Source organism: Kitasatospora sp. NBC_00374 (assembly GCF_041434935.1).
Taxonomy (GTDB): Bacteria; Actinomycetota; Actinomycetes; order Streptomycetales; family Streptomycetaceae; genus Kitasatospora.
Window position 1 is genome coordinate 2,039,896 of record NZ_CP107964.1, and the last position, 22,595, is coordinate 2,062,490.

22 protein-coding genes and 3 pseudogenes are annotated in these 22,595 nt (G+C 74.3%); 8 read left to right on the forward strand and 17 right to left on the reverse strand.

What is annotated here, in order from left to right; translation table 11 throughout:
• Positions 1-384 carry a DUF779 domain-containing protein gene (locus tag OG871_RS09040; RefSeq protein WP_371495747.1) on the forward strand — a complete coding sequence of 128 codons (384 nt, stop codon included), beginning with the start codon at positions 1-3 and terminating at the stop codon, positions 382-384.
• 29 nt (positions 385-413) lie between these two features.
• On the opposite strand, the gene OG871_RS09045 is transcribed toward OG871_RS09040, so the two are convergent.
• The gene (locus tag OG871_RS09045) at positions 414-662 is read right to left on the reverse strand and encodes a hypothetical protein (RefSeq protein ID WP_371495748.1); all 249 of its coding nucleotides are present in this window, start codon (positions 660-662) and stop codon (positions 414-416) included.
• Between the two features lie 7 nt (positions 663-669).
• Positions 670-1,098, reverse strand: coding sequence for a DUF6325 family protein (locus tag OG871_RS09050; protein WP_371495751.1), 429 nt, complete (start codon positions 1,096-1,098; stop codon positions 670-672).
• Between the two features lie 204 nt (positions 1,099-1,302).
• Here OG871_RS09050 and OG871_RS09055 point away from each other — a divergent pair, with 204 nt between their 5' ends.
• A complete protein-coding gene (locus OG871_RS09055; protein WP_371495752.1) occupies positions 1,303-1,626 on the forward strand; it encodes a nuclear transport factor 2 family protein in 324 nt (107 codons plus the stop codon).
• Positions 1,627-1,698: 72 nt separating this feature from the next.
• Positions 1,699-2,676, forward strand: a complete 978-nt coding sequence (locus tag OG871_RS09060; RefSeq protein ID WP_371495754.1) for an acetylxylan esterase — start codon at positions 1,699-1,701, stop codon at positions 2,674-2,676.
• Positions 2,677-2,683: 7 nt separating this feature from the next.
• On the opposite strand, the gene OG871_RS09065 is transcribed toward OG871_RS09060, so the two are convergent.
• Complete coding sequence (locus OG871_RS09065) at positions 2,684-3,901, reverse strand: serine hydrolase domain-containing protein (protein ID WP_371503249.1); 1,218 nt, start codon at positions 3,899-3,901, stop codon at positions 2,684-2,686.
• Positions 3,902-3,995: 94 nt separating this feature from the next.
• Between OG871_RS09065 and OG871_RS09070 the strand changes: the two genes are divergently transcribed.
• A complete protein-coding gene (locus tag OG871_RS09070) occupies positions 3,996-4,514 on the forward strand; it encodes an NUDIX hydrolase (RefSeq protein WP_371495755.1) in 519 nt (172 codons plus the stop codon).
• Here OG871_RS09070 and OG871_RS09075 read toward each other — a convergent pair.
• Positions 4,484-5,158, reverse strand: a complete 675-nt coding sequence (locus tag OG871_RS09075) for a cytochrome b/b6 domain-containing protein (protein WP_371495757.1) — start codon at positions 5,156-5,158, stop codon at positions 4,484-4,486. The genes OG871_RS09070 and OG871_RS09075 overlap by 31 nt on opposite strands.
• Positions 5,142-5,795 (reverse strand): molybdopterin-dependent oxidoreductase, encoded by a 654-nt coding sequence (locus OG871_RS09080; RefSeq protein ID WP_371503250.1) that lies wholly within the window; start codon positions 5,793-5,795, stop codon positions 5,142-5,144. The genes OG871_RS09075 and OG871_RS09080 overlap by 17 nt, the downstream gene beginning before the upstream one ends.
• 201 nt (positions 5,796-5,996) lie before the next feature.
• On the opposite strand from OG871_RS09080, the gene OG871_RS09085 reads away from it, so the two are divergent.
• The 3 genes from OG871_RS09085 (at position 5,997) to OG871_RS09095 (ending at position 11,232) form a co-directional block, all read left to right on the forward strand.
• A complete protein-coding gene (locus OG871_RS09085) occupies positions 5,997-6,776 on the forward strand; it encodes a TetR/AcrR family transcriptional regulator (RefSeq protein WP_371495759.1) in 780 nt (259 codons plus the stop codon).
• Positions 6,777-6,898: 122 nt separating this feature from the next.
• The gene (locus OG871_RS09090; protein ID WP_371495761.1) at positions 6,899-9,022 is read left to right on the forward strand and encodes a hypothetical protein; all 2,124 of its coding nucleotides are present in this window, start codon (positions 6,899-6,901) and stop codon (positions 9,020-9,022) included.
• Positions 8,974-11,232, forward strand: a complete 2,259-nt coding sequence (locus tag OG871_RS09095; RefSeq protein ID WP_371495764.1) for a glycosyl hydrolase family 18 protein — start codon at positions 8,974-8,976, stop codon at positions 11,230-11,232. The genes OG871_RS09090 and OG871_RS09095 overlap by 49 nt, the downstream gene beginning before the upstream one ends.
• A 15-nt stretch (positions 11,233-11,247) precedes the next feature.
• Here OG871_RS09095 and OG871_RS09100 read toward each other — a convergent pair whose 3' ends face one another.
• The 11 genes and pseudogenes from OG871_RS09100 to OG871_RS09150 form a co-directional block, all read right to left on the reverse strand.
• Entirely contained in the window at positions 11,248-11,934 is a 687-nt protein-coding gene (locus OG871_RS09100) for a spermidine synthase (RefSeq protein ID WP_371495766.1), read from the reverse strand.
• Positions 11,935-12,045: 111 nt separating this feature from the next.
• Positions 12,046-13,074 carry a YeiH family protein gene (locus tag OG871_RS09105; protein WP_371503251.1) on the reverse strand — a complete coding sequence of 343 codons (1,029 nt, stop codon included), beginning with the start codon at positions 13,072-13,074 and terminating at the stop codon, positions 12,046-12,048.
• A 13-nt stretch (positions 13,075-13,087) separates the two neighbouring features.
• Positions 13,088-13,654: a cysteine dioxygenase gene (locus OG871_RS09110; protein ID WP_371495768.1), complete on the reverse strand. Its 567-nt coding sequence runs from the start codon at positions 13,652-13,654 to the stop codon at positions 13,088-13,090.
• A gap of 88 nt (positions 13,655-13,742) precedes the next feature.
• The gene (locus OG871_RS09115) at positions 13,743-14,648 is read right to left on the reverse strand and encodes a LysR family transcriptional regulator (RefSeq protein WP_371495770.1); all 906 of its coding nucleotides are present in this window, start codon (positions 14,646-14,648) and stop codon (positions 13,743-13,745) included.
• 66 nt (positions 14,649-14,714) lie between these two features.
• Positions 14,715-15,065, reverse strand: a pseudogene (locus OG871_RS09120) (ABC transporter permease subunit); the annotation flags it as partial.
• Between the two features lie 2 nt (positions 15,066-15,067).
• Positions 15,068-15,235 (reverse strand): annotated as a pseudogene (locus OG871_RS09125) (amino acid ABC transporter permease); the annotation flags it as partial.
• Positions 15,236-15,274: 39 nt separating this feature from the next.
• Positions 15,275-16,153 (reverse strand): glutamate ABC transporter substrate-binding protein, encoded by an 879-nt coding sequence (locus OG871_RS09130; protein WP_371495772.1) that lies wholly within the window; start codon positions 16,151-16,153, stop codon positions 15,275-15,277.
• Between the two features lie 31 nt (positions 16,154-16,184).
• Positions 16,185-16,340: pseudogene (locus OG871_RS09135) on the reverse strand (amino acid ABC transporter ATP-binding protein); the annotation flags it as partial.
• Between the two features lie 77 nt (positions 16,341-16,417).
• Positions 16,418-16,666, reverse strand: coding sequence for a lipopolysaccharide assembly protein LapA domain-containing protein (locus tag OG871_RS09140; RefSeq protein ID WP_371495773.1), 249 nt, complete (start codon positions 16,664-16,666; stop codon positions 16,418-16,420).
• Positions 16,667-16,790: 124 nt separating this feature from the next.
• Positions 16,791-18,563, reverse strand: coding sequence for an ABC transporter ATP-binding protein (locus OG871_RS09145; RefSeq protein ID WP_371495775.1), 1,773 nt, complete (start codon positions 18,561-18,563; stop codon positions 16,791-16,793).
• Positions 18,560-20,353 (reverse strand): ABC transporter transmembrane domain-containing protein, encoded by a 1,794-nt coding sequence (locus OG871_RS09150; protein ID WP_371495776.1) that lies wholly within the window; start codon positions 20,351-20,353, stop codon positions 18,560-18,562. The genes OG871_RS09145 and OG871_RS09150 overlap by 4 nt, the downstream gene beginning before the upstream one ends.
• 332 nt (positions 20,354-20,685) lie before the next feature.
• Between OG871_RS09150 and OG871_RS09155 the strand changes: the two genes are divergently transcribed.
• Positions 20,686-21,540, forward strand: coding sequence for an aldo/keto reductase (locus OG871_RS09155; protein ID WP_371495778.1), 855 nt, complete (start codon positions 20,686-20,688; stop codon positions 21,538-21,540).
• A gap of 107 nt (positions 21,541-21,647) precedes the next feature.
• Here the strand turns inward: OG871_RS09155 and OG871_RS09160 are convergent, their stop codons facing one another.
• On the reverse strand, positions 21,648-22,448 hold the full coding sequence (locus tag OG871_RS09160; RefSeq protein ID WP_371495780.1) for a MarR family winged helix-turn-helix transcriptional regulator: 801 nt from the start codon (positions 22,446-22,448) through the stop codon (positions 21,648-21,650).
• Positions 22,449-22,595 lie beyond the last annotated feature (147 nt).

Genomic DNA, 22,595 nt, shown 5'->3' on the forward strand with positions numbered 1-22,595 from the left:
ATGCCGCCCGCCGACCGCTCCCAGGTGGCCGTGACCGCGGCCGCGGCCGATCTGCTGCGCGAACTCGGCGCCGAGCACGGTCCGTTGATGTTCCACCAGTCGGGCGGGTGCTGCGACGGATCGGCGCCGATGTGCTACCCGGCCGGCGAGTTCCTCACCTCCGCCGCCGACCACCTGGTCGGCACGCTCGCGGTGGACGGGCTCGCGCCGGTCGAGGTCTGGATGGCCCGCGACCAGTACGCGTACTGGTCGCACACCCATCTGACCATCGACGTGGTGCCCGGCCGCGGCAGCGGCTTCTCCCTGGAGGCGCCCACCGGCCGGCGCTTCCTGGTCCGCTCGCGGCTGCTGACGGACGAGGAGGCGCGCGCCCTCGGGCGGTGAACCCGCCCGGACCAGTCCGGGCGGGCCGCTCAACCCGCGAGAAGAGGTGCCGTGGCGGCACCGACCTCCTCCGGGGTGGGCGGCCCGCCCTCGACCGGGCCGCCCTCGACCGGCCCGGCCGGCGCGGCGAGCCGGTCCGCCGGGCCACCGCCGGGGCCGGGCCCGGCCCGGTGGACGGCCGCCCGGACGGCGCCGCCGACGATCAGGCCACGGACCAGCGGGGCTCCTCCCGGACGGCCCAGGCGGACCGGCCGGATCGGACGCAGGGATGGGAACACGCTGTCCTCACTTCTCCGCCGCCACACGCGCCTCGGCGGCGCGGACGGCTTCCTCGATGTTCTCGGGCGGGATGCGCACACCCGAGGCGATCCGCCCGCCCACGGCGCGCAGCGCCTCGGCGGCGGCCTGCGCCCAGACGTGCTCGATCAGGACCAGCAGCGCGACCGAGCCCGGCTCCAGCAGTTCGGCGGCCTCCTGGGCGTCCTCGGGGCCGATCAGCGGCAGCTCGCCGCCGGCGTTCGCGGCCACCGCCTTGAGGTGCTCGAAGTCGGCGAGCTCGCCGTAGGTGGCCTCGCCGTCGGCGTGCCGGGTGACGACCAGGGAGTCGATCACCCTGATGTCCCCGGCGATGCGCAGGGCCGCGAGCGCGGCGGCGGTCTCGGCCGTGATGGTCGCCTGCGGGAACGTCAGGACGAGCAGTTCGGCCGGCCCCATCCGGTCCTCCCTTCCTCGGGCTGATCCCCCTCAGCGGATCCAAGCACACGGCTCGCCCGGTCGGCCCTGCCGACCCGCCGGGCCGACCCCCGCCGGGGGCCTACCGGGCGACTGCGAACGGCCCAGGCGGCGCGCGGCCGCGGCCCGCCCGTGATCTCTGGAGAACAGCGGCCGAGTGCGCCGCGGAACAGGAGCCGCAGACTCATGACCATCCCCGTCGACAAGCTGTCCCAGCCCGCCGTCCGCAGCCTGGTCGCCGCGATCAACGCCGGCGACCGGGAGGCCTTCATCGCCGCACTCACCCCGGACGCCACCATGTCGGACGACGGCTCGGACCGGGACCTCGCCGACTGGATCGACCGGGAGGTGTTCTCCTCCCGGGGCCACATGGACGTCCAGACCGAGAAGGCCGGCGGGCTCGCGCTGGTCGCGAACTTCCGCAACGACGCCTGGGGCGAGATGCGCACCGCCTGGCGCTTCACCGTCGAGGGCGGGAAGATCAGCCGCTTCGACACCGGTCAGGCCTGAGCCGGCTCGGAACCTTCGTCCGAGCCCGGCGGTTCCCCTCCCGAAGCATGATCGACACCCGAGGAGACCGCCGTGCCGCTCACCGACCTGCCGTACGAGGACCTGCTGGAGTACCGGCCCGCCGTCACCGAGCCGGCCGACCTGGACGCCTTCTGGGCCGGCACGCTCGCCGAGGCACGCGCCCACGGCGGCGAGGCCCGGGTCGCCCGGGTCGAGGACTCGCTGCTGACCGGGGTGGACGTGTTCGACGTCCGCTTCCCAGGCTGGCGCGGCGAGCCGGTGGCGGGCTGGCTGGTGCTGCCGCGCGGCGCCGAGGGCCCGCTGCCGGCCGTGGTCGAGTTCCTCGGCTACAGCCAGGGCCGGGGACTGCCGTTGGAGCGGCTGCTCTACCCGACGGCCGGCTACGCCTACTTCGTGATGGACACCCGCGGCCAGGGTCACGACACCCCGGACCGGCACGAGGGCGACGCCTCCCAGTGGTACGGCGGCTTCATGACCAGGGGCATCGACGCGCCCGAGCACTACTACTACCGACGGCTGTACAGCGACGCCGTCCGGGCCGTGGACTTCGTCCGCGGCCTGGCCGCGGTGGACGCCGGGCGGGTGGTGGTCGCCGGGGACAGCCAGGGCGGCGGCCTCGCGGTCGCCGTCGCCGCGCTGGCCGGCGGCCTGGTCGCCGGGACGATCGCCAACGTGCCGTTCCTGCAGCACTTCCGCCGGGCGGTGGAGATCACCGCGGTCGGCCCGTACCCGGAGATCGCCGACTACCTGCGCCGGCACAGCCGCGAGCAGGTCGACCGGACCTTCCGCACCCTGTCGTACTTCGACGGGGTCAACCTCGCCCCCCGGGCCACCGCCCCGGCCCTGTTCAGCGTCGGGCTGATGGACCCGGTCTGCCCGCCCTCCACGGTGTTCGCCACCTACCACCGGTACGGCGGCGAGCGTGAGATCGAGACCTGGCGGTTCGCCGACCACGCGGGCGGAATGGCCTCCCAGGCCCGCCGTCAGCTGCGGTGGCTGCACGAGCGCGGGCTGGGTCCGACGAGCTGACGGTCGGTCAACTCTTCAGGCAGGACCGGACCGCGGCGATCAGCGTCCGGGACCGGATGTCGCCGGTCACCCCGGGCTGCATGCCGTTGGTGACGTAGCCGAAACCGATGCCGAGCTCGGGGTCGGCGAAGCCGAGCGAACCTCCCCGGCCGGGGTGCCCGAACGCCGCCGGGGAGGACATCGGCGACGTCCCGCCGTGCCGGAAGAAGCCCTGCCCGAAAGCGGTGTTGATGATCAGCACCCGGTCCGGCCCGTCCACCGACGGCCCCGCCGCCTCGGCCAGCACCCGCGGGGTGAACAGCGCGGGCAGCCGCTCGGCGGGCCCGCCGCCGTGCCGGTCCGCGGCGCCGATCAGCGCGGCGTAGAACCGGGCCAGCGAACGGGCCGTCCCGATGCCGCCCGCACCGGGGACCTCGGCGGCCTGCACCGCCGGGTCGTTGAGGTCCACGGACGGCCGGACGGCGGCGAAGGCCCGGGCGGTCAGCGAGGTCGGGTCCCGGTAGGCGTCCCGGACGGACTGCTTGGGACGCACCCGCAGACCGTTCGGCCCGACCCGGGCCTGCTCCGGCGCGGGCAGGTCCACCAGCCGGCCCACCCGCGGCGCCGCCCCGGCGGGCAGCCCGATCCACAGGTCGAGGCCGAGCGGGCGGGCGATCTCCTCGGCGAAGAAGTGGCCGACGCTGCGCCCGTCCGCCCGCCGGACCAGCTCGCCGACCAGCCAGCCGAAGGTGTACGGGTGGTAGCCGTGCGCGGTTCCGGGCTCCCAGGCCGGCGCCTGGGCGGCGACGGCCGCCACCGCGGGCTCCCAGGCGATCAGGTCCTCGACCCGCAGCGGGGTGTCCAGCACGGGCAGCCCGGCCTGGTGGGACAGCAGCCAGCGGACCGGGATCCGCTCCTTGCCCGCCGCCTTGAACTCGGGCCAGTACGAGGCGGCCGGCGCGTCCAGGTCGAGCAGGCCGCGCTGGACCAGCAGCATCGCCGCGGCGGCCGTCAGGCCCTTGGTCACCGAGCGCAGCACCTGCGCGGTGTCGGCTGTCCAGGGCACGGCGGGCGCCGGCCGGGCGCCGACCTCGGGCCGGGCGTCGCCGCCCCACAGGTCGACCACCTTGCGGCCGTCCACGTAGAGCGCGAAGGCCGCGCCCAGCTCGCCGTGGTCCCGGAAGTTGCGGGCAAAGGCCTCGCGGACGGGCTCGAAGCCGTCGGCCGTCTCGCCCCAGATCTCCACCGTGCTCACCGCTCGCCGCCCTCGTTCTCGCCACCACCCTCCGTTCGACCATAGTCGGATGATCCACCTGACGCCGAGTCGGTACCGTGGTCCCATGACGAATCCCGCCGACGAGCTGCTGGACGTGGTCGACGAGCAGGACCGGGTGATCGGGACCGCGCCGCGCGGCGAGGTCTACCGCCGGGGGCTGACCCACCGCTGCGTGTTCATCCTGGTCCGCGACCCGCAGGGCCGGATCTTCACCCACCGGCGCACCGAGAGCAAGCTCTTCGCCCCCGGCGCCTACGACTGCTTCGTCGGGGGTGTGGTCGGCAGCGGGGAGAGCTACCCGGTGGCGGCCGTCCGGGAGGCCGAGGAGGAGCTCGGGGTGACCGGGATCCGGCCCGAGCCGCTGTTCAAGTTCCTGTTCGAGGACGGCGACCGGCTGTCCTGGTGGTGCGACATGTACCGGGCCGAGTGGGACGGGCCGGTCTCCCCGCAGGTCGAGGAGGTCGGCTGGCACGGCTGGCTGACCGAGCCGGAGCTAACCGACCTGATGGCGCGCGCGGAGTTCGTGGTGGACGGCCTCGAGGCCTGGCGGCGCTACCTGGAGTGGCGCTCGGCACCGGCCTGACCGGGCGGTCGCCCGTCCGGGCGCTCCCCCTCCCGGTCCTCCCAGTCCGGGTGCTCCCGGACGGCCCACAGCGGGTCGACGCTGCCGGTGCGCATCCCCCGCCGGGCCTCCGGATCGCGTACCGCCATCCAGATATGCCCGGCCACCGCGATCGCGACCGCCACGGCCAGCCAGTCGTGGACGAAGGTGGCGCCGGTCCGCCAGATCAACGGCGCGAGGTGGGTGAACCACATCAGCAGCCCGGTGCCGAGCATCACCAGCACCGCGCCCGCCGTCCAGGCCGCGTACAGCTTCTGGCCGGCGTTGAACTTCCCGGCCGGGCGGTGGAACGAGCGGCGGCGCACCGCCCGCAGCCACTCCCGGTCCAGCCCGGTGAAACGGTTCAGCCTGGTCAGGTCGGCCCGCAGGGCCCGGGAGGCCAGGCCGAGCAGCAGCGGCACCGGCAGCAGCAGGCCGCACCACTCGTGCACCACCACGACCAGCCGGCGGCGCCCGACCAGCTCGCTCAGCGGCGGGTAGTACAGGAAGGCTGCCGTCACCAGGCAGACCGTCATCAGCGTGGCCGTCGCCCGGTGCACCCAGCGCTCGGCCGCACTGAAGCGGGGGATCCGGCCCGGGGCCGCGGGCTCAGCCGGTGGGCGCATCGTCGCGTCCGTTCGAGCGGCCGACCCAGGCGTCGACGTCGTACCCGTAGCGCTCCCAGTACCCCGGCTCGACCGAGGGTGTCAGGGTGATCCCGGACAGCCACTTGGCCGACTTGTAGAAGTACATCGGCGCGACGTACAGCCGCACCGGACCGCCGTGCGCGTGGCTGACCGGCTGGTCCTGCATCCGCAGCGCGACCAGGACGTCGTCCCGGCGGGCCTGCTCCAGCGTGAGGCTCTCGGAGTAGCTGCCGTCGAAGCAGCTGAACCGGACCGCGCCCGCGCCACCGCGCACCCCGGCCGCGTCCAGCAGCGCGGACAGCCGGACCCCTTCGAACGGGGTGCCCGGCACCCGCCAGCCGGTGACGCACTGGACGTCGTGGACGATCCGGTGCTGCTCCATCGCCTGCAGGTCGGCCAGCCGGTAGGTGACCGGCCGGTCCACCAGGCCGTCGACGGTCAGGGTGTAGTCCTCCGCCGTCCGGGTCGGCACCGAGGCCACCACCGAGTAGTAGCGGAACCCTCCGCCGCCGGGCAGCAGCCCGCTCAGACCGGTCGGGTCCTTGCTGGTGACCCCCTCGACGGCGCGCTGCAGGAACGGCCCGGCCGCCACCCCGGCCACGCCGAGGCCCAGCATGCCGAGGACGACCCGTCGCCCCACCGGTGTTCCCGAAGTCTCGCTCACACGTCGATTCGACCAGGTCAGCGCGGCCAAGGCCAGGGATCCGGCGCCGACGTCAGAATTTCGTCATCTCCTCCAAGGACGGGCCGGCCGACCGGGCACCGGCAGCCCGCCGCCGGGCCCGGCGCGGACGCCGGGGCCGATAGGGTGAGCGGCATGGCTTCCCGTACGCCGTCGGCGGCGACCCGGTCGGAGGACGAGCGCGCGCCGCGCCGCAGGCTGAGCGTGGACGAGCGCCGGGAGCAGCTGATCGCGGTCGCGCTCGACCTGTTCAGCAAGCACCCGCCCGAGGACGTCTCGATCGACGACATCGCGGCGGCCGCCGGCGCCTCCCGGCCGCTGGTCTACCACTACTTCCCCGGCAAGCAGGCGCTGTACGAGGAGTCGCTGCGGCGGGCCGGACAGGAGCTGGCCGGGCGGTTCGAGGAGGCCCCCGAGGGCCCGATGTCGGAGCGGCTGCTGCGGGTGATGGGCCGCTACCTGGACTTCGTGCACGGGCACGGGCCCGGCTTCGAGGCCCTGCTGCGCGGCGGCTCGGTCGCGGCCAGCCCGGGCACCACCGCGGTGATCGACGAGGTCCGGCGCGCGGCCCTGGAACAGATCCTGGCCCACCTGGCGATCCGGAAGCCCAGCCCCGGCCTGCGCCGGACGGTCCGGGCCTGGATCGCCAACGCCGAGATCACCTCGCTGGACTGGCTCTCCGAGCGGAGCGTCCCGCTGGAGGAGCTCCAGCTCCAGCTGGTGCAGGAGTTCGTCGCGGCGCTGGCCGTCACGGCGGCCCGCGAGCCGGCGCTCGCCGCCGAGCTGGTGGGCTTCTTCGCCGCCGAGCGCCCCGAGGGACCGACCGGTCGGCTGGTGCGCGAGCTGGCCGGGCTGCTGGCCGTCCCCGGCCTGGCCGCCGACCTGGGCCGACTGGCGAGCCCGCCGGCCGGCTGAGCCGGCGGATCCGGAGCTGCCGCGCCCGCTTGGTGAGGTTCCATGCCGGATGCCGTTGTGTCAGCGGTTTCTGATAGAAAGTGGACGTAATTCCACACCGAGAGCGAGGGGGGCTCGGCGCCATGACTCAGGACGGCTTCACAGCCGCAGAGCGGATCGCGGCCACGCTGGACGCACTGGCCGAAGCGCTGCTGGGCGAGCGGGCGACGCACTACCCGGCAGCCGGCCTGGCCGCCTTCGGCGGTGCCGCCCATCCGTCCGCCGGGGCGCTGTTCGGCGTCCGGATCGGCCCCAACGGCCCCGGCCTGGCCGGCGTGCACGGCCTGGGCACCGTGGTCGAGGCCGCACACACCCGCCGCCCGCAGCCCGCCGAGGGCGCGGCCGCCGAGCTGCTCGCCCGGCACGGCGGCGGCGCGGTGCGCGGGTCGACGGCGCCCTCGGCCCGTGAGTACCACCTCCCGGTCGCGCTGGAGAGCGCGGACGAGAAGCTGCGGCCGGCCTTCACCCCGGCACTGGCCGGGCTGGCGGCGGACCGTCAGATCCGTACCCCCGACGAGCTGTCCACCGGATCCGGTGTGGAGGCGCGCCTGCTGGTGCCCTCCGCCTTCCACCCGGTGGCCGTCCGCGGCGACCGGGCCGCGCTGGCCACGCACCTGACCGAGGTCGCCGAGGAGCTGTTCGCCGGCGCCCCGCAGGCCCGCAGGGAGTTCGCGGTCGTGTCGGCCGCGCTGGCCGAGGAGGCCGCCGCCGCCGGCGTGGTCTTCGCCGGCCTGTCGGCGGTCGACGTCGCCGGGCGCCACTCGCACGCCTCGCTGGTCGTCTCGGTCGCCCCGAACGCCCAGAGCGTCGACGATCTGGCCAACTCGCTGGCCGACCGGCGGCCCGCGGCCGAGGTCTGGCGGGTCCTGCTGCCGGCCGGCCCGGCCGTGCTGCTGGTGGAACCGCGGACGGTCGCGGTGCCCGCCCCGCTCACGGACGGTGGCGAGGCCCGTCGGCTGGCCGGCGCCGCGGTCGAGGCGTTCGTCCCGCTGCCGGACGGCCGGTCCGTGCTGGCCGTGCAGCTGAGCACCGTCCAGACCGAGGACTGGGAGCTGTACGCGGGCGCGTTCGCCCGGGTCCTGGAGAGCATCCAGCTGGCCTGGGACGGCATCCTCGACACCACCCCGCTGCCGCAGGCCCCGTCGGCGGTCCCCGTCCAGCAGCCGGCGCAGCCGCCGGTGGCGGCCGCTCCCCCGGCGCCGCCCGTGCCGCCGGCCCCTCCCGTGGCGCCGCCGGCCGCCCCGGCGCCGGTCGCCGAGCAGCCCACCGGCACGCCGGTGCTGGTGCCGCCGCCGGACTTCAACCCCTTCGCGCCGCCCGCGCCCCCGCCGCACCGGCCGCACCGGCCGAGCCGCCCGCCGCGGGCAAGGGCACCCCGGTCCGGGTGCCCCCGCCGGACTTCAACCCCTTCGCGCCGCAGGCCCCTCGGCGCCCGCCGCACCGGCGCCCGTGGCCGCGCCGGCCCCGGCCGCCGCCCCGGCAGCGGCCGACCCGTTCGGCACGGTGCTGCCCAGCGCGCCGGTCGACCCGTTCGGCACGGTCACCACCGGTTCGGCCCCGGCTCCCGCGGCCGCTCCCGCCGCCCCGGCGGCGCCGGCGCCCGCCGCGGCGCCGCCCGGCCCCGGCAAGGGCACCCCGGTCCGGGTCCCGCCGCCGGACTTCAACCCCTTCGCGCCGCCCGCGCCCCCCGCCGCACCGGCCGCACCGGCCGAGCCGCCCGCCGCGGGCAAGGGCACCCCGGTCCGGGTCCCGCCGCCGGACTTCAACCCCTTCGCGCCGCAGGCCCCCTCGGCGCCCGCCGCGGCACCGGAGCCCCCGGCTCCCGAGCCGCCGGCGTACAGCCCGTTCGGCTGATCGGCGGTCCCTGCGGCGGCCCGGCAGTGTCAACTGCCGGGCCGCCGTTCGGCGTTCCGGCACCCCTGACGGCCCGGCGCGGCTCCGGCACTTTGGTCCAGACCTATTGCCAGCGGGGCCGGGGCTCCTTACCCTCCTATGACACAGGACCTCTGCGGCAACCCGACGGCCCGGGGCCTGGGCTCCGGGCTGTCCCCACCTGCCCGAGCGCGCATCACCCATGCACCTGGCACCTCCCCCCACAGGTAGGGGAGCCCGCCCGGTCGGCCACGGCCCCGGCGCGCTCCCGGACAGGAGCTCATCCATGCGCAGACGTCGGTTCCGGCTGCCCCTGCTCGCCGCGGGAAGCCTGATCGCCCCACTGATCGCGGTCGCCCTTCCCGCCACCAGCGCCCATGCCGCCTCCGCCACCGCCACCTTCGCCAAGGACCAGGACTGGGGCAGCGGTTACGGCGGCAGCTACACCATCAACAACGGCACCACCGCGGCCATCAACGGCTGGACCCTGGAGTTCGACCTCCCCGCGAACAACAGCGTCGCCTCGCTCTGGAACGCGGGTTACACCACCGCCGGCTCGCACGTGACGGTGAAGAACCCCGGCTGGCAGCCGGTCATCGCGCCGGGCGCCTCGTACAACTTCGGCTTCAACATCGCCTATTCGGGTGCCTACCAGCCGCTGCTGAACTGCAGGCTCAACGGGCAGCCCTGCGCCGGCGCCCCCTCCGACACCACCGCCCCGAGCGTGCCCGGCAACCTGCAGGGCGCGCTGACCGGGACCAACGGCGCGGCGCTCAGCTGGTCGGCCAGCACCGACAACGTCGGGGTGAGCGGGTACGACGTCCTCGACGGGAGCACCAAGGCCGCCACCGTCGGCGGCACCTCGGCCAGCCTCTCGGGGCTGTCGGTCGGGACCCACTCCTTCACCGTGGTCGCCTTCGACGCGGCCGGCAACCGCTCCGGCGCCGCCGGGCCGGTCACCGTGACGGTGCCGACTCCCCCGGTGGACAACCAGCCGCCGACGGCTCCCGGCACCCCGACCGCCACCGCGACCGGCGCGAACTCGATCGCGTTGAGCTGGGCCGCCGCCACCGACAACGTCGGCGTCAGCGCCTACGACGTCTACCGCGGCACGAGCCTCGCCAGGACGGTGACCGGCACCTCCACCTCGGTGGACGGCCTGGCGCCGGACACCTCGTACACCTTCACCGTCAAGGCCAGGGACGCGGCCGGGAACGTCTCGCCCGCCTCCGGGCCGGCCACCGCCAGGACCCTGCCCGACACCGGCAACCCGGGCGGCGGGCTGAAGATCGGCTACTTCACCCAGTGGAGCGTCTACGCCCGCGGCTACAGCGTGAAGCAGCTGGACACCTCCGGCACGGCGGCGAAGCTGACCACGCTCAACTACGCCTTCGCCAACATCCACCCGACCACCAAGCAGTGCTTCATCACCAACAAGGCGGCCGGCAACGACTCCGACCCGAACGCGGGCGACGGCGCGGGTGACGCCTGGGCCGACTTCGGCCGCGGCTGGGACGCGGGCACCTCGGTGGCCGGCACCACCGACACCTGGGACCAGAAGCTGGCGGGCAACTTCAACCAGCTCAAGCAGCTCAAGGCCAAGTACCCCAACCTCAGGATGCAGATCTCGCTGGGCGGCTGGTCCTACAGCAAGTGGTTCTCGGACGCCGCCGCCACCGACGCCTCCCGCAAGGCGCTGGTGAGCTCCTGCATCGACATGTACATCAAGGGCAACCTGCCGGTGATCGACGGCCGCGGCGGCGCGGGCTCGGCGGCCGGCATCTTCGACGGCATCGACCTGGACTGGGAGTGGCCCAACTCCGACGGTCACCTGGGCAACATCTTCAAGCCCGCCGACAAGGCCAACTACACCCTGCTGGCCCAGGAGTTCCGCCGTCAGCTGGACGCCCTCGGCGCCACCACCGGTAAGCACTACACGCTCAGCGCCTTCCTCCCGGCCGACCCGCTGAAGATCTCCGCCGGCATCGACATCCCGGGCCTGTTCGGGGCCTTCGACTTCGCCACCATCCAGGGCTACGACTACCACGGCGGCTGGGAGAACGTGACCAACCAGCAGTCGGCCATCAGGCTCCCGGCCGGCGACCCGAGCCCGGCGAACCAGAGGTTCAGCTCCGAGATCGCCATCAACGCGTACGTCGGCGGCGGGGCGCCCAAGAGCAAGCTGACCCTCGGCATCCCGTTCTACGGCCGCGGCTGGACGGGCGTGCCGCGCGGCACCACCAACGGCCTGTTCCAGACCGGAACGGGCCCCGGCCCCGGCACCTACGAGCCCGGCTACGAGGACTACCACAAGCTCAAGGAGATGGCCACGAGCGGCGGTTACACCGTCTACCGGGACACGGTCGCCGGCTTCGCGTACATCTACAACGGCAGCGTCCTCTACACCTACGACGACCCGACCGAGATCGCCCGCAAGACCGCCTGGATCAAGTCCCAGGGCCTGGCCGGCGCGATGGTCTGGTCGTTCGACGGTGACACCGCCAACGGCGAGCTGATGACGGCCGTCAACAACGGCCTGAAGTAGTCCGGCCGGCGCCACTCACGCGCGGCGTGCCAGATGGACCGCATCCGGCACGCCGCGTACCACGTCGACCTCCAGCGTCCCGACGTCCACGAACCCGGCCGCGCGCAGCGCCCGTTCGAACGGCTCGGACGGCTGGGCGCTCCACACCGCGAGCACCCCGCCCGGCACCAGCCGGCGGTGGGCGGCGGCCAGCCCGGCCGGCCCGTACAGACCGGAGTTGGCCTCGGTGACCGTCCAGTCCGGCCCGTTGTCGACGTCCAGGCAGAGCGCGTCGTACAGCTCCCCGGGCTCCGCCAGGTACGCGAGCAGGTCGGTGTGCTCGACGACGACCCGCGGGTCGTCCAGCGCGCCGGCCGAGAACGCGGCCAGCGGGCCCGTCCGGTGCCAGTCGATCACCGCCTCCTCGCGCTCGACCACCGCGATCCGTGCCCAGCGCGGCTCGGCCGCGGCGTGCGCCAGCGAGAAGCCCACCCCGAGGCCGCCGATCAGCACGGACGGGCGGGCGGCGGCCAGCCGGTCCAGCGCCGCCTGGACCAGCAGCCGCTCGGAGCGGCCGTCGGCGGTGTCCATCAGGAAGCAGCCGTTGGCGATGATCTCGAAGTGCGCACCGCGCTGACGCAGCGCCACCTCCCCGTACGGCCCGTCCCGCCGGTCGAGCGTGACGGGAGCGAGCGGTCCGGACCGGGAGGGCAGTGCGGGCATCGGGCGTCCTCGGAGCGGGTGCGTGATCGGGGCCGGTGGATCGTCGTGGTCGGCCCGACTCTAGCCCGGCGTCCGGGGGCCGTTCAGCGATTTTCGCGCAGAGCCACCCGGTCAGGTGGTCAGCAGCACCCCGGCGTACGAGACCCCGGCGACCACCACCCAGGCGGCCAGCCCGAGTGCGGCGACCCGGCCTCCGGTCCGGGCCAGGGCCGGCAGGTTGACCGCGCTGCCGAGGCCGAACAGGGCTGCCGCGAGCAGGAGTTCCTGCACCTGCTGGGCGCCCTCCAGCAGGCCGTCGGGCACGGTGAGGACACTGCGCGCCGCGACCACCAGCAGGAATCCGGCCACGAACAGCGGCACGGCCGGCGGCCGCTTCAGCGTCCTGGCGGCCCGCCGGCGGTTCCGCAGGGCGATCCCGACGCCCGCCACCAGCGGTGCGAGCATGACCACCCGCATCAGCTTGACCAGGACGGCCTCGCGCAGCGCCACCGGGCCGCCGGTCTGCGCGGTGGCCACCACCTGGCCGACGTCGTGCACGCCGGCGCCGACCCAGCGGCCGAAGCCGGTGGCGTCCAGGCCGAGCGGCTGGTGCAGCAGCGGCAGCACGGCGATGGCGAGGGTGCCGCAGAGGGTGACCAGGGCGACCGAGGTGGCGGCGTCCTCCTCGTCGCTGCCGGCGGCCTCGCTGACCGCGCCGATCGCGGACGCCCCGCAGATCGCGTACCCGGCCGCGACCAGCAGCGGCTGGTCGCCGGGCAGGCCGAGCTGGCGGCCGAGCCACAGGGTGCCGGCGAAGGTGGCGCCGACCACGGCGAGCACCATCGCGACGGTGGCCCAGCCGAGGCCGAGGACGTCGTGCAGGCTGAGCTTGCAGCCGAGCAGCACGATGCCGATCCGCATCAGCCGGCGCCCGGCGAGCGAGAGGCCGGGCCGGGCGGCGCCGCGCACCAGGGCCCGCAGGCGGGGCAGGTGGGCGGCGGCGATGCCGAGGGCGACGGCGGCGGTGAGCCGGGGGACGGCGGGCACGGCGGCGTGCACGGCCCAGGCCACGGCCACACCGAGAACGGCCAGCGCCAGGCCCGGTCCGTTGCGGCGGAAGGCCGGGGGCACGGCCGGGCGGGCGACGACCCGGAGGGTCAGAGCCACGGCGCCGTCACCGCTCGTCGGCGGGGAGGCGGTAGACCCTGCGGATGCTGCTGCCGAGCCGGGCCAGGTCGGCGCCGTAGACGTGCAGCGAGATCGCGGTGCCGGTGCCGCAGTTGCGGACCCGGTGGATGTCACCGGGCGGCGCGAAGCCGCACACCGTGCCCTGCCGGTTGACCACGTCCTCGGTGGCGACCAGGCGCGCGGTGCTCCCGTCGGAGACCAGCCGGTAGCGGCGTTCGCCCTCCTCACCGAGGTGCACGCCGGTGGTGCACCAGGAGAGGTGGTCGTGGACGGAGGTCTGCTGGCCGGGCAGCCAGACCAGGGCGACCAGCGAGAAGCTGCCGTCGGCCTCGGCGTGCAGCAGGTGCTGGCGGTAGCGGTCGGGGTCGCCCTCGCACTGCTCTGCGGTGAGCAGGTCGGCCGCTCCGAGGTGCGGGGCGAGCCGCTCACCGACCAGGTAGGCCGTCAGCTCGGGCGGCAGGCCGCGCTCGACGGTCTCCCGGATCTCCTCGACCAGGTCGCGCAGGCGCCGGGTGCAGGCGGCGGTGACTGCTCTCGGGGCGGTGGTTGTCATGCCTGCAGGGTCGGACGGACTGTCCCATCACGTCCAAGGAGGGTTTCTTGGCCGATCCACCATCAATGCTTATGGGTCGGCCCGGGGCTCAGCAGCCGGCCCGGGCCGCGGCGGCCCGGCGGAGCTCCTCCACCACCACGGCGGTGGCCGGCACCCGCATGTGCTCGCGCAGCACGTACGCGGAGACCCGGCGGAACTGGTGCGGCTCGACCAGCCGTCCGGTGACCTTCTGGTGGCACATGAAGGCCAGCACCAGCGAGGGCATCAGGGCGATCCCCACCCCGGCGGCGACCAGGCTCTGCACGGCCAGGTTGTCGTCGGTGGTGAACACCACGTCGGGAGCGTAGCCCTCGTCGGCGCAGATCTGCAGCAGATTGGCCCGGCAGCGCGGGCAGCCGGCGATCCAGCGCTCCTCGGTCAGGTCGGTGAGCCGGACGGCGTGCCGGCGGGCCAGCGGGTGGCCGACCGGGAGCAGCACGGTGAGCCGGTCCTCCAGCAGCGGGATCTCGACCAGTTCGTCGGCCACCGGCGGGACGGCGCCCTGGTAGCTGAAGGCCAGGGCCACGTCGCACTCGCCCCGCAGCAGCCGCTGGACGGACTCGGGCGGCTCGGCCTCGGTCAGCTCCACCCGGACACCGGGGTGGTCGGCGAGCAGGCTGGCCATCGCCTCGGGAATCAGGGTGGCGTTGGCGCTGGGGAAGCCGCAGACCCGCACCCGTCCGGCGCGCAGCCGGGCGAGCGCGCCGAGCTGCTGCTGGGCGGCGTCCAGGCTGGTCAGAATGGTCCGGGCGTGCCGGGCGAGCGCCTCGCCGGCCTCGGTGAGGCGCAGCCCGCGGCCGGCTCTGGTGAACAGCGGGACGCCGGCCGTGCGCTCCAGCGCCTTCATCTGCTGGGTGACGGCCGGCTGGGTGTAGCCGAGTACCCGGGCGGCCGCCGAGTAGGAGCCGCTGGTGACCACCTGGTGGAAGGTCTTGATGTGCCGTGAGTCGAACACCCGAGAATCATAAGCGGATTTTGGGGTCACGGGCCAAATCCCCTTCCGTCACTTTGGTATCTCCTGTCACTCCCCGGTCAGCGGCAGCCCCATCACCACACCCGCCCTCGCCATCGGGGCGCCGCCGCGTGCCCGCGGGCTGCACCGGCCCCGCCGCTCCACCCAGCGGGCCAGCCAGGAGAGCAGCAGGCACATGCCGAGGTAGATCGGCGTGATCACCAGCACCACCGGGATGAACGGCAGCCCGTAGTCGAGGTTGGTGGCGATCAGTTCGCCCGCGCGCAGGAACTCCTCGTACGTGATCAGGAAGCCCAGCGAGGTGTCCTTGAGCGCGACCACCAGCTGGCTGATGATGCCGGGCAGCATCGCCCGGTTGGCCTGCGGCACCAGGACGTACGCCATCACCTGGGTCTTGCGGGGTAGCCGGCGGCGATCCAGACGAAGGTCCAGACGATGCCGTAGCCGAGCTCGTTCAGCGGCCGGTAGACGCCGAGGAGTTCGGTGACGCTGAACGAACCGGCGATGGCCGTGTTCTTCGCCAGCGCGATCATCACACTGCCGAGCGGAGCCACCACCGAGCGGTACGCGTCTGCGGAGCGCGCCGGTGCCGGCCGGTACCGGCCGGGTCAGTACCGGTCGATCGGCGGCGGTTCGGGCGCGGGCATCCCGGACAGGCCCAGCGTGGCCTCGTACGCCTTCCGCCAGTCGCCGTTCTGCTCGTGCCGGGCGAGCGCGTCGTCGATGGCCAGGCGCAGCGCGGTGTCGTTCCTCGGGGTGCCGACGCCGTACGGCTCGGTGGAGAACGGCTCCCCGGCGATCCGCAGTTCGTCCGGTGCCTTGGCCGCGTAGCCCTGGAGGATGGCGTTGTCGGTGGTGACGGCGTCGACCTGGCCGCTGATCAGGTTGTCGACGCAGGCCGAGTAGGTGTCGTAGCCGATCAGCCTGGCCTTCGGGTAGTCCTTCTGGATCCGCTGGTACGGCGTGGAGCCGGCCGCGGAGCAGACCTTCCGGCCGTTCAGGTCCTGCGGCCCGTTGATCTCCTCGTCGCTCCTGCGCACCAGCAGCGCCTGCCCGGCGACGAAGTACGGGCCGGCGAAGCCGACCAGCTTCTTGCGGTTGTCGTTGATGGTGTAGGTGCCGACGTAGTAGTCGACCTGGCCGTTCTGCAGCGCGGTCTCGCGGTTGGCCGAGGCGATGGTGCTGAACTCGATCCGGTCCGGGGCGAAGCCCAGGTCGGCGGCGGCCATCCTGGCGATCTCGATGTCGAAGCCGGAGTAGACGCCGCTCGCCGGGTCCTTCTGCCCCAGGTACGGCTGGTCCTCCTCGACCCCGACCACCAGGTGGCCCCTGGCCCGGGCCGCGTCTAGGGCGGCGGAGCCGGTGACCGCGTCGCCGCTCTGCACCTGGTAGCTGGGCAGGGCGCCCGGCTGCGGGCCCTTGACCTGCGGGGTGCCGGACTTGCCGCAGCCGGTCAGGAGGAGGACCAGGGCCAGGGCCGGCAGCACCGGCCGCGGTGGTGCGTCGCACGGCGCCGCCTCAGTGCTTGAGGATCTTGGAGAGGAAGTCCCTGGCCCGGTCGCTCTCCGGACGGGCGAAGAAGTCCTCGGGGGCACGGTCCTCGACGATCCGGCCGTCGGCCATGAAGACCACCCGGTTGGCGGCGGACCGGGCGAATCCCATCTCGTGGTCGACGTCCCGCAGCACGTGCAGGTCGCCGAAGTGCTTGTTCACCCCGCTGAGACTGATCAGCGGGGTGAAGACGGCGGCGGTCACCTGCTCTGGCGCCCCTTGGCGAGCCAGCCGAGCGCCGCACCCGCGACCAGGGTCGCCAGCAGCGCGATCCACAGCGGCGCCGTCACGGTGAAGACCCAGAACTGGATCTTCACCCGTTCCAGGTTGGCGAACAGGAACCAGATCGCCAGCGCCACGATCACGACGATGGCGATCACCCTGGTCGGTACGCCCGCGATCTCGCCGCGCTTCTTGGCCCCCGGGGAGCCGTCGGAAATCTTGGTCACCCCCGCAGTCTGCGCCGCGCCGGGCCCGGGGACGGCCGCGCCGCCCGGGGTTGGCCCGGGCGGCGCAACGCGGTACACCCGTACGGGCGACCGGCCGGCCCCGGCGGCCGCGGGTGACGAGCCGTCAGCGCTCGTCCCGCCAGGAGCGCCACAGCGCCGCGTACGGGCCGTCGGCCGCCACCAGTTCGGGGTGGCTGCCGTACTCGCTGATCCGGCCCCGCTCGACCACCGCGATCACGTCCGCGTCGTGCGCGGTGTGCAGCCGGTGCGCGATCGCGATCACCGTACGGCCGTCCAGCACCCGCGCCAGCGAGCGCTCCAGGTGCCGGGCGGCCCGCGGGTCGAGCAGTGAGGTGGCCTCGTCCAGCACCAGGGTGTGCGGGTCGGCCAGCACCAGCCGGGCGAGTGCCAGCTGCTGCGCCTGGGCCGGCGTCAGCGCCGTACCGCCCGAGCCGACCTCGGTGTCCAGGCCGGACGGCAGCGCGTCCGCCCACTCGGCGGCGTCCACCGCGGCCAGGGCCGCCCGCAGCTCGGTGTCGTCCGCGTCCGGCCGGGCCAGCCGGAGGTTGTCCCGCAGGGTGCCGACGAAGACGTGGTGCTCCTGGTTGACCAGCGCCACCTGGGTGCGCACCCGCTCGGCCGGCATCCGCGAGAGCTGCGCGCCGCCGAGCGTGACGCTGCCGCGGCCCGGGGCGTAGATGCCCGCGAGCAGCCGGCCCAGGGTCGACTTGCCCGCCCCGGACGGGCCGACCAGCGCGACCCGGCTGCCGGGTGCCACGTCCAGGCTGATGCCGTGCAGCACGTCCGCGCCCTCGCGGTAGCCGAACCGCACCTGGTCCGCCGTCACCCGCGCGCCGTCCGGGTGCGCCGACTCGTCGGTCTCGCGGTCCGGCACCTCGCGGACGCCGACCAGCCGGGCCAGCGAGGCCTGGCCGATCTGCAGCTCGTCGTACCAGCGCAGGATCATGTCCACCGGGTGGGTCAGCGCCTGGGCGTAGAGCACTCCCGCGGTCAGCTGGCCGACGCCGATCCATCCGTTCAGCGTGTACACCCCGCCGAGCAGCAGGGTGCCGAGGATCGCCAGGGCGTACGTCGCCTCGATGGTCGGGAACCAGCTGACCCGCAGCCACAGCGTGTACCGCTCCCAGTCCAGCCACTCGGCGATCTTGCGGTCGGTCAGTTCGACCCGCTCCTCGCCGAGCCGCAGCGCCTCCACCGTCCGGCCCGCGTCCACCGTCTCGGCCAGCACGGTGTTGACAGCCGCGTAGCCGGCCGACTCCGCCCGGTACGACTGCGGGGCCCGCCGGAAGTACCAGCGGGAGGAGGCCAGCAGCAGCGGCAGGCCGATCAGCGCGCTGACCGCCAGCAGTGGCGAGGTGAGCACCAGCGCGCCGGACACCAGCACCAGCGAGACCACCGCGACCGCCAGCTCCGGCACCGCCTCGCGGACCGACTTGGCCAGCCGGTCGATGTCGGTGGTGCCCCGGGAGACCAGGTCCCCGGTGCCGGCCCGCTCCAGGACGCCCGGCGGCAGGGCGACCGAGCGGACCAGGAAGTCCTCCCGCAGGTCGGCCAGCACCTCCTCGCCGAGCACCCCGCCGCGCAGCCGGGACAGCCCGGTGAAGACGGACTGCACCACCAGCGCCGCCAGGTACCAGCCGACGGCCGAGAGCACCCTGCCCTCGGCGGTGCCGGCGCTCAGCGACTCCACCAGCGAGCCGAGCACCCACGGGCCGACCAGGCCCGCCACCGTGGCCACGGTGTGCAGCAGCACCACGCCGCTGAACCCCCGGCGGTGGCGCCGGGCCAGCAGCCGCACGTACGAACGGACCGCGGCCGGCGAGCCGACCGGCAGCATGGTGGCCGGCCCGCTCTCCTGGACGGCTGGAGGCTTCATACCGGCTCCTTCACGGGTTCGTCGCGGACCATCGGGGTGTCGTCCTCGCGGGTGACCACCGCGCGGTAGTGCCGGTCGGCGGCCAGCAGCTCACGGTGGCCGCCGGTGGCGCTCACCCGGCCGTCGCGCACCAGCACCACCGTGTCGGCCCGGTCCAGCAGCAGCGGGCTGGTCGCGAACACCACGGTGGTGCGACCGGCCCGGAGTTCGCCCAGCCCGGCCGCGATCCGGGACTCGGTGTGCGCGTCCACCGCGCTGGTCGGCTCGTCGAGCACCAGCACCGGCGGGTCCGCGACCAGCGAGCGGGCCAGCGCCAGGCGCTGGCGCTGGCCGCCGGAGAGCGAGCGGCCGCGTTCGGTGACCACGGCCCGCATGGCGTCCCCCGCGCACTCGGGCGAGCCGTCGACCAGGGCGTCCAGTACGTCCTCGGCCTGCGCCGCGGCCAGCGCCTCGGCCACCGTCACCCGGCCGGAGCGGGGCACGTCCAGCAGGTCGGCCAGCGTGCCGGAGAGCAGCACCGGCTCCTTGTCGTGCACCATCACGGCCGCCCGCGCGGCCGCCAGCGGCACCTCGTCCAGCACCGTGCCGCCGAGCCGGACGCCCGGTACGGGCGGCTCCCCCTCGACGGGCGGCAGATGGCCGCCGAGCCGGGCGGCGAACGCGCCGGCGAAGTCCGGGTCGCCGCAGACCACGGCCGTCAGCCGGCCGGCCCGTGCGGTCAGCCCGGTCACCGGGTCGTGCAGGTCGGCGCGGTCCGGCCGGTCCAGCACCGCGGCCGGGTCGGCCTCGTCGCCGCCGCGGGTCAGCGCCAGCACCCGGGTGGCCCGGGCGGCCGAGACCCGGGCCACGCTGTAGGCGTGCGCGGCCTCGCCGAGGATCCGCAGCGGGGCCGCCAGGAACGCGGTGGCACCGTAGACGGCCACCAGCTCGCCGACCTCGATCCGCCCGGAGACCGCCAGCCGGGCGCCGTACCAGGTGACCCCGACCACGAACAGGCCGGGCAGCAGGACCTGCTGGGCCTGCATCAGGGCCCAGATCCGGCTGGCCCGGACGGCCGCGCCGCGGACCTGCTGGGAGGCGGCGCGGTAGCGCTGCAGGAACAGCTCCTCGCCGCCGATGCCGCGCAGCACGCGCAGCCCGGCGACGGTGTCGGCGGCCAGCTCGGTCGCCTTCCCGCCGAGCGCCCGCTGCTCGTCGTAGCGGCGCTCGAACGGGCCGAGCAGCGGCCACACGGCTACCGCCAGCACCGGTACGCCGAGCAGGACGGCCACCCCGAGCAGGGGCTGCTGCACCAGGACGGCCAGGCTGACGCCGAGCCAGACCAGGACGGCGGCGCGCACCCGGGCGGTCAGCTCCACGTACCAGCCGATCTTCTCGACGTCGCCGCTGCTGACGGCGACGATCTCGCCGGTGGCGATCGAGCGGGAGAGCCCGGCGCCCAGGTGGGAGGCCTGGCGGGCGACCAGCTGGCGGAGCTGGGAGGCGGCGGTGATCCAGTTCCAGACGGCCTGGCGGTGCAGCAGGACGAAGCCGGTGGTCTGGACGGCCGAGAGGACCAGGGCCAGCGCTCCGGCCCGCCAGAGCCCGGCGCCGTCGTGCTCGACGGCGGCCTGGATGCCCAGGCCCAGGGCGGTCGGCAGGGCCGCCATGCAGCCCAGCTCCAGCACACCCCAGCAGGTGGCGAGCCGTTGGCCGCGGCGCTGGCAGCGGCGCAGCCAGCGGAGGAAGGCGATCGGGGAGGAGAGGTCCGGGGTCCCCGGATCGGACATGGGCAGGGGTGTGAGCGGCATGACGCTCCGTTTGCGCGGTGCTGACAGGGTCTCTGCGGCAGGCTGCCGAGGCGCGCGACCGGTTCTCGGGCGCGGCGATGCGCCCTGGGGACGCGTGTGCGGCCAGGGCGGGGCGGGGCGGGGGGACGGTCTCATCAGGACGTCATGGGCATCGAGCGTGCCGGGCCCGATGTGAGCTGCGCAACAGGTTTTCCGGTCGTACCCGCCCCCGGCCCGCGTCCGCCCGCGCGGGTTCACCGCTGACGGTGAATCCCGGTCGGGGAATGATTCGCCGTCGCCACCGGTTGGTCATGGTCGAACATCATCGGACGATCAGAAGGGCACCCCTTCTCGTGAGCACCATCCCCAGCGTCACCCTGAACAACGGCGCGGAGATCCCGCAGCTCGGCTTCGGTGTCTGGCAGGTCCCGGACGCGGAGGCCGCTCCCGCGGTGCGGACCGCCATCGAGGCCGGTTACCGCTCGATCGACACGGCCGCGATCTACGAGAACGAGGTCGGCACCGGCGAGGCCGTCGCTCAGGCGGGCGTCCCGCGCGAAGAGCTGTACGTCACCACCAAGCTGTGGAACTCGGGCACCAGGGACTGGTCGGGCCGGCAGGGCCGGGACGCCGTCCGCAGGGCCTTCGACGACTCGCTGGGCAAGCTCGGCCTCGACTACGTCGACCTGTACCTGATCCACTGGCCGCGCCCGATGCACGGCACCTTCCTGAACGTGTGGGAGGGCGTCACGGAGCTGCTGGCGGACGGCCGGGTCAAGTCGGTCGGCGTCTCCAACTTCGGCATCCCGCAGCTGGAGACCCTGCTCAAGGAGAGCTCCGTGGTGCCGGTGCTCAACCAGGTCGAGCTGCACCCGTACTTCCCGCAGCACGAGCTGCGCGACTTCCAGTCCGGGCACGGCATCGCCACCGAGGCGTGGAGCCCGCTGGGCCAGGGCGGCGCCCTGCTCGCGGAGCCGACGCTGGTGAAGATCGCCGAGAAGCACGGCCGCACGGTGGCCCAGGTGGTCCTGCGCTGGCACCTGCAGAGCGGCGTCATCGCGATCCCGAAGTCCGTGACGCCGTCCCGGATCCGGGAGAACCTCGACGTGGCCGGCTTCGAACTGGACGCCGACGACCTGGCCGCGATCGCCGCCGTGGAGACCGGCGTCCGGATCGGCCCGGACCCGCAGGGCTTCGACTGGAACTGACCGTCCCGGTCGGCGGACACGCTTGAAGGGCCGTCACCCCCGCGGGGGTGACGGCCCTTCAAGTGCCCTGGCGAATCGTTACACCCGATTCACGGATGGAACCGGAACTACAGCCGTGCCGCCTTCGCGAGCAGGGCCATCGCCGGCTCGTGCTCGTCCGCGTCGAGCGGGGAGAGCAGGAGTTGCTGGACCTCACGCACGCCCGCCGCCGAGCGGTGCAAGAGGTCCTGGCCGTCCGGCGAGAGCGAGAGCAGGTTGCGCCGCCCGTCGGAGGGGTCACGGCGACGCAGGACCAGACCACGGCGGACGAGACGGCTGACCATCTCCGCCATCGTCGCCTTGTCGAGCGAGGCGAGCTCGCCGACGGTGCGCTGGTCCGCGCCCGGCTCGGTCTCCAGCGCGTCGAGCACCGCGTACTGCGGGGCCGTCAGTTCGGAGCCGACCTTCTCGGACCAGAGCTTGGTGTGTACCTGCTGCGCCACCCGGATCAGGTAGCCGATCGCCCGCTGGGCGTCCAGCATCGGCCGGGCATCGGTCATGACCGCGACGGCGGCAGGCTCCAGCCGGGCTATCTTCGACATCACCCGGACGATCTCGACCTGCTCGTCGGGGTTGAGGGGCTCGAACAGCGTGCGCTGCACGCGGACCACTCCGCCGGTGGCCTCGCGCACCGCCTGGGCGCCGTTCTGCGAGAGTGCCAGCAGCTTGCGACGGCCGTCGGCCGGATCGCGGCGGCGGAGCACCAGACCGCGCCGCACCAGGCGGGCGACCATTTCGGCCATCGTGGCCTTGTCGAGCGAGGCCCGCTCGCCAACCGTGCGCTGGTCGGCGCCCGGTTCAAGGGCCAGCACCAGCAGAACGGCGAACTGCGGAGCCGTCAGCTCGGTACCGACGAATTCGGACCACAAGCGGGTGTGTACCTGCTGGGCCACGCGGATGAGGTGGCCGGGCGACTGCTGCAGTCGACCGGTCACTCGGGTTGTCGGGATCTCCCCCAGCACCATGAAATCCGTCCCGGTGTCACGCCCGGTGTGTGTGGGACACCCGAGCGGGGC